General features: G+C 38.1%; 6 protein-coding genes. 4 read left to right on the top strand and 2 right to left on the bottom strand.

Annotated elements, in window-relative coordinates:
• Positions 1 to 118 precede the first annotated feature (118 nt).
• Positions 119 to 1642, bottom strand: a complete 1524-nt coding sequence (locus NZ519_10465; GenBank protein ID MCS7029171.1) for a hypothetical protein — start codon at positions 1640 to 1642, stop codon at positions 119 to 121.
• Positions 1643 to 1889: 247 nt separating this feature from the next.
• On the opposite strand from NZ519_10465, the gene NZ519_10470 reads away from it, so the two are divergent.
• Positions 1890 to 2045 carry a hypothetical protein gene (locus NZ519_10470; GenBank protein MCS7029172.1) on the top strand — a complete coding sequence of 52 codons (156 nt, stop codon included), beginning with the start codon at positions 1890 to 1892 and terminating at the stop codon, positions 2043 to 2045.
• A gap of 9 nt (positions 2046 to 2054) precedes the next feature.
• Here NZ519_10470 and NZ519_10475 read toward each other — a convergent pair whose 3' ends face one another.
• On the bottom strand, positions 2055 to 2828 hold the full coding sequence (locus NZ519_10475) for an AMP nucleosidase (protein MCS7029173.1): 774 nt from the start codon (positions 2826 to 2828) through the stop codon (positions 2055 to 2057).
• Positions 2829 to 2989: 161 nt separating this feature from the next.
• Here NZ519_10475 and NZ519_10480 point away from each other — a divergent pair, with 161 nt between their 5' ends.
• From NZ519_10480 to NZ519_10490, 3 genes are all read left to right on the top strand, one after another.
• The gene (locus NZ519_10480) at positions 2990 to 3409 is read left to right on the top strand and encodes a methionine-R-sulfoxide reductase (protein ID MCS7029174.1); all 420 of its coding nucleotides are present in this window, start codon (positions 2990 to 2992) and stop codon (positions 3407 to 3409) included.
• Positions 3410 to 3490: 81 nt separating this feature from the next.
• On the top strand, positions 3491 to 5011 hold the full coding sequence (locus NZ519_10485; protein MCS7029175.1) for an N-6 DNA methylase: 1521 nt from the start codon (positions 3491 to 3493) through the stop codon (positions 5009 to 5011).
• Positions 5012 to 5120: 109 nt separating this feature from the next.
• Complete coding sequence (locus tag NZ519_10490; protein MCS7029176.1) at positions 5121 to 6563, top strand: NADP-dependent isocitrate dehydrogenase; 1443 nt, start codon at positions 5121 to 5123, stop codon at positions 6561 to 6563.
• The last annotated feature ends 204 nt before the right edge of the window (positions 6564 to 6767 follow it).

Genomic DNA, 6767 nt, shown 5'->3' on the forward strand with positions numbered 1-6767 from the left:
CGTAGCCCGTAGCACGCCGACCTTGTGGGCATGAGCGCAAGCGAAATGCCCACAAGGGCACGCCCAAAAAATTAAAATTCAATCCATTTTCCACTACATAAAACCACAATTAAACGAACTACATTGCCCCAAACTCATTTTTTACTAAGTGCTGAAAAAACTGCGTCACGTTTGATTTTCCATTAAGCTTTTCTAATTCAAGCGTAGTAACGACAAAAGTAGTTTTCCCTGCTTGCCTGCGTCTTGCCATTACAATGTTACTTTTTGTCCAAGCAGGTCCTGTGTTGTAGTTGATAGTGTAAGCAGCATATACAGGTTCATCCGTAGGGCGAACAGTAAAAGGAATAGCACTATTGATAAAACCACTAACTTTTAGATTAGGATATCCTACTGCATTGGGCGTAGCCACTAAGCTGTCATTTTCACTAGGTTGCAAATACAGTCCCGCACCAATACTTGTATTTGGTCCGAATAAAGTGTCCATAGGGGTAAAAGTGTAGTAAGGGGCTAAGGGGTCAAAGGTATTATTTTGGGGAGTAGAGAGGAACAATCGTCCACCTTTGTTAAAAAATTCATTAGAAATTCTTTGAATATAGCCCAAGCTTTGTTCGGGAGTTTTACCTGAATACCACAAAACAATGTTAAACATTTGAAGCGTTTTACTTGCCACAAAGTCATCAGAAGGTAAATTAAGAAATTTGCTACTAGAACGGCGATAGAGGACAAGTGTATCATAGCCCACTCCGATGTTGTTCAGTTCAGTTTCATAAAAAGTTCGGGTAGTTACATTTCCAGGATAGTTTGCAATAAGTGCATAGTAGCCATCTACTAAAAGAATCTTATTTGAATTGCTTGCAGAAATTGCTTTAAAATATACCTGATGAGAGCATTTGAACTTGCTTTTTGCCCCTGCTACATCTACGGCACGTATGTACAAGCTATCTTTTTGATTGAGTTTGATGCCTTTCATGCGTTCCGCAGCAGGTAGAGTGTTGTTATTGTAATAGACTTTGAGTAAGGTATTAACGTCAGTTGGGTTTTCTGCTTCAATGACAATGCTGTTTACAGTGCTGGGGACTCGGTAGTAGTTATTTGTGTTAGTGGTATCGTTCCAAACTAATTCGTAGTAGTTTATATTGCTTGCGCCGTCAATATCTTCTCCTTCCCAAGCGTATCTATACACAGGGTAAGCACTGATTGGGGTATTGACACCTGTGCTGACATAGCTCACGGTAGGCGGAGAATTTTTAACTGGAATTCGCAGCCGAGCAGGGGTAGGATCTACTTGGTTAAGGTTATCTACGGCACGTACGTAAAAGATAAAGTCAGCAGTATCCGAAGTTTGAGGTGCCAAAGTGAACGTACTATCTTGTTTAAAAACTCGTTTCCATTGAGTATTGTCAAAAGAGATTTCGTAGGCTATAATAAAGCCATCTTCGTCTTTGCCCCACCAACTTAACTTTACGCGTGAGATTAAGCGATTTTCCCCACTGCGGATAATCGTATCTACTACGGTGTAGGTATCTGGGAATTTATTAGGTTTGAGCAAACCGCTGGGACCTGTTTTTGAGCATGAGGTCCAAATAAGCCCATTTAGGAATAGCAAAATAAGATAAAAAAAGACATGTTGAGTTTGTTTCATACACACAAAAATACAACAAATGTAAAAATGCAGATTATTAAGAAATTGTAATTTGTTAGGTCTATTTTTGTTTTTCAAAGATTAAGTTTTTTGGCGTGCTTTGCCCACACCAGCGCAAGCGAAGTGTGGGCAAGGGCACGCCCAAAAAATTAAAATTATTTTTTAGAAAGTTCTTTTGACATTAAAAGTCGTTTTACATAATTTTTTATCTCACTTTTTGTAACTTACTTACGTATATTTGCATGTTATGAGTGCACGTCAAATTGTATTCCTAGCCATTTTAGGCATAGTGTCCCTAATTGGGTTTATTTTGTTAAAGAAAATAATTAAATTGGCATTTATAGCTATAGTCATCGCAGCAGTGATAGGAATAGGCTACATGATAGCTAAAAAACTATTGTGAAGCAGGCGATTAGAACCTAAGATGTTTGACCGATATACCTCTTTGCTTGATTTTTAGCAGTGAATCAATTCCGATTCTTAAATGCATATTTACAAATTCCTCTGTAACCTTTTTGTCGCTTTCTGCGGTTTTCACTCCTTCAGGTATCATAGGTTGGTCTGAAACTAGTAGTAGCGCTCCGTGTGGAATTTCATTTGCGAAACCTACAATGAACAAGGTAGCGGTTTCCATATCTATCCCAATAGCCCTGACTTTATGCAGGTACTCTTTGAAGGCTGCATCATGTTCCCAAACTCTGCGGTTAGTAGTATAAATAGTTCCTGTCCAGTACTCTTGTTTGTACTCTGTAATAGTTTCAGAAACTGCTTTTTGCAAGCTAAACGAAGGTAAAGCGGGTACACGGGGGTCAAAATAATCGTCGGATGTTCCTTCACCTCGTATAGCGGCTATGGGTAAAATTAAGTCCCCTACTTGGGTTTTCTTTTTCAATCCGCCACATTTGCCCAAAAATAAGCAAGCCTTAGGTTTTACAGCACTAAGTAAATCCATGATAGTTGCAGCGTTAGCACTACCAATGCCGAAGTTAATTATTGTAATTCCATCTTTATTGGTAGCCGTTTGCATAGGTTTATCCTGTCCGCGAATAGGAACTTGATAGGTGTTAGCAAACATTTGCACATAGTTTGAAAAATTAGTAAGCAAAATATACTCTCCGAATTCTTCTAAGGGCGTACCTGTATAACGAGGTAGCCAATTTTTAACAATCTCTTCTTTGGTTCTCATAGGATTTTAATCAAATTTCGTATACGTACAAAGGGAAGTATATGCGAACCAAGTTAGACAAAATTTTGTTAAAAGCATCAAAAGTGCTAAATTACAGAACTGTTATATTCTCCCTTGCGTTTGTTCTGACCGTTTCTAATGCATGCGGACAGAAAAAAAACATGCAAAACGAAAAATATAATACCAATATGAAAAAACCAGTAGCTAAAGATCCGAAAGATTACAACGTATTAACCGAAGAAGAAAAAAGGGTTATCCTTTACAAAGGGACAGAATATCCTTTTACGGGCAAATACTACAAGCATAAAGCAAAAGGAACATACATTTGCCGTCAATGTAACGCACCTTTATATCGTTCTGAACATAAGTTTGATTCGCACTGCGGTTGGCCCAGCTTTGACGATGAAATTAAAGGGGCTATCAAAAGAGTATTAGATGCTGATGGCGAAAGAATAGAAATTCTTTGCAGCAACTGTGGAGCGCATTTAGGACATGTATTTGAAGGCGAAGGATTTACGCCAAAAAACGTCAGACATTGTGTAAATTCTATTTCATTGGATTTTGTTCCTGATGAAGAGTAAAAAGTGTATTACGTAGCTCAAAATTCGGATTACGGCTAACAAATTTTTTGAATTGCTAAATATTTGTTATAAATTCGCAAAGTGATTCCGTTCTACACAGAAGCGAACATAGGTACTATTTTTACTCCGATAGAGTGGGGTAAATGGGCAGCTCGCCGTTACAACCTTACTCAAAAATGGCTTGAAGGTGCAAGTATTTTTGATCCTACTTGCGGCGAAGGTCATTTGTTTGAAGCTTTAATAGAAGAAGCACTAAAAGCAGGGCAAAGTAGAGAAAATCTACCGCTGCAAAACTTATATGGCACAGAACTGAACGCGCACTTATATGAAAATTTGCGCAAAAAAATGTATGCAAAATATCAATGGAATATAGATACTACTCGTATTGTATGTACAGACTTCTTTTTCTACTCTTCACGAAAGAATTTTGATATCATTTTTGGCAATCCCCCTTGGCAAACTTTTAATGACTTACCTGATTTCTACAAAGATATTGTCAAGCCGCTGTTTATCAAATATGGTTTAGTTGAAAAGCCCAATGAAGTTTTACTTGGTAATTCAAGAACTGAAATAGCCGCTTTGGTCATTGTCAAAAGTATAGCCCAACACTTAAAAACTAAAGGCGAAGCTGTTTTTTTTGTACCTTTATCTATCCTTCTGAATGATGGCGCAAACAAGCATTTTAGAACCTATACTGCTCAAAACGTTGATTTTTGCATAACCGAAATACACGACTTTATAGGTGTACCTGTCTTTGAGCAAATAAAAACTCGGTACGGGCTTATTCATGTTCAGAGAAATAAAAAAATGACCTTTCCTGTTGCATATTATGAGTATCAAGAAAATACTTGGAAAAAATACTTTGCACAGCCTATTTTTTACTCCACAGATCCCATCAGTAAGATAGAAGACCAGCAATGGATGAATGAACTTACAGAAAATTTTATCCTCACTCTTCCCAAAGAGTGTATGCCTCGCCAAGGGATTAACACTTGCGGCGCAAATGATATGTTCATTTTTGACGAAGGCTATGAGGTCAATGCAGATTTGGTAGCTCTGTCTAACAAAAAACAGAAAGACATTTTACTACCCAAAAAATTTGTCTATCCTTTGTTGGTTAGTAAAAACTTTCATAGTGCTGCACATAGTCAGGAAGTAAATAAATGGGTTTTAATTCCTCATCAAACCAATGGTAAGCCATTAGAGCCTTATCAAATTGAGTTATATCCCGAATTGTACGACTACTTATATTTCAAGCGACCTTTTTTAGCTTATCGTAGAGGAAAAATAATAAACGCTTGGATAAAAAGAGGATATTTTTGGACATTGTTAGGTGTAGGTCAATATAATTTCAAGCCCTATAAAATAGCTTGGGAAGCTTATGGCAAAAAAGTTTTTAGACCTAAACTTTTTACAGGTTTATGGCAAGCTAATCAATCTTTACAAGCTTATATCCCATTAGATGAGCTTTATCAAGCTAAACAAGTATTACAACAACTCTCTCAACCAAGTGTAGAGAAATACTTACAATCTATGAATATGCAAGGTACAATGAATTGGGCACAGCCCGGTAAGATTAAAAAACTTATCCATTTTGAATAATCATTTTCTGCATTACATGAAATTTTTCTTATCACAAAAAACTTATTGCGATAACGAAAAATATACATATATTTGCCCACGTTTGTTTTTGCTTATCTTGTAAGCCAATATGCAAGATCTCACTCCAATTACGGTAGCGTACGGTGATGGTATAGGTCCAGAAATCATGGAAGCTACATTGAGAATCATCACCGCAGCAGGTGCTAGAATCAAGCCTGAAGTAATAGAAATTGGCGAAAAAGTATATTTAAGGGGACACAATTCGGGCATAGAGGACAGTGCGTGGGAATCTTTACGCAGAACCAAAGTATTCTTAAAAGCCCCCATTACTACTCCCCAAGGGGGAGGATTCAAAAGCCTAAATGTAACTACTCGTAAGATGCTCGGTTTATATGCAAACGTACGCCCATGTGTGTCTTACGCCCCTTATGTAGATACTAAGTATCCTAACATGGATGTCGTAATTATCCGTGAAAATGAAGAAGATTTGTATGCAGGAATTGAACACCAACAAACTCCAGAAGTAGTACAGTGTTTGAAGCTAATTACACGCCCAGGTACAGAAAAAATTATCCGCTATGCTTTTGAGTATGCTCGGCAGTATGGCAGAAAAAAAGTAACCTGCTTCACAAAAGACAATATCATGAAACAGACCGATGGGCTTTTTCACAAGGTTTTTGACGAAATTGGTGCAGAATACCCCGAAATTGAAAAAGAGCACTGGATTATAGATATCGGTGCAGCTAAATTAGCCGATACCCCCGAAGCTTTTGACGTAGTAGTAACTCCCAACTTGTATGGGGATATTATTTCAGACATAGCTGCCCAAATAGCAGGTTCAGTGGGATTGGCAGGTTCGGCTAATATTGGCGAAGAAGTAGCCATGTTTGAAGCTATACACGGTTCAGCGCCCCGCAGAGCAGGACAAAACTTAGCTAATCCCTCTGGTTTGTTATTAGCCGCAGTGCAAATGTTAGTACATATCGGTCAAGGGGATGTTGCTGAAAAAGTCCATAATGCATGGCTCAAAACTATTGAAGATGGCATCCATACCTATGACATCTATAAAGAAGGATTAAGCACCCAAAAGGTAGGTACCAAAGAGTTTGCTGATGCTGTTATTGAACGCTTAGGCCAAAAGCCTGACAAGCTCAAACCTGTTAGCTATGCCAATGCCAAAAAAACCATTCAAGTAAAACTCAAACCTACTCAACCTGTAAATATGGACACAGTGGGCGTAGACATATTCCTACGACACAACGACAGAGATGCCAATAAATTAGGTCAAGCCTTGGAAAACATTAAAGTGGGAGACTTACATTTAACCATGATAACCAACCGCGGTGTAAAAGTCTATCCCAATGGCTTACCTGAAACTTTCTGCACAGATCATTGGCGTTGTCGTTTCAAAGGTAATGGCACACCTATTTCTTACAATGACATTATTGCTTTACAGCAAAAAATTACTGAAGCAGGTTATCAAATCATAAAAACAGAAAATCTTTGCACTATCAATGGCGTAGAAGTTTTTTCAGCAGGACAGGGAGCGTAGTTATTTTCAATTTATTTAATTTCGGCGGCACTGTATTCAGGTGTCGCTTTTATTTTTCAGTCATGGGCTAAAAAGTCTCTGCACGAGTTTTATCAAAACAAAAGGTAGTTATACACAAAAGTTAGTTTTTTATTTTTTGGGCGTGCCCTTGCCCACACTTCGCTTGCGCTTGTGTGGGCAAGGTCGGCGTGCTACGGGCTACGC

This window comes from Bacteroidia bacterium (assembly GCA_025056095.1).
GTDB lineage: Bacteria > Bacteroidota > Bacteroidia > JANWVE01 > JANWVE01 > JANWVE01.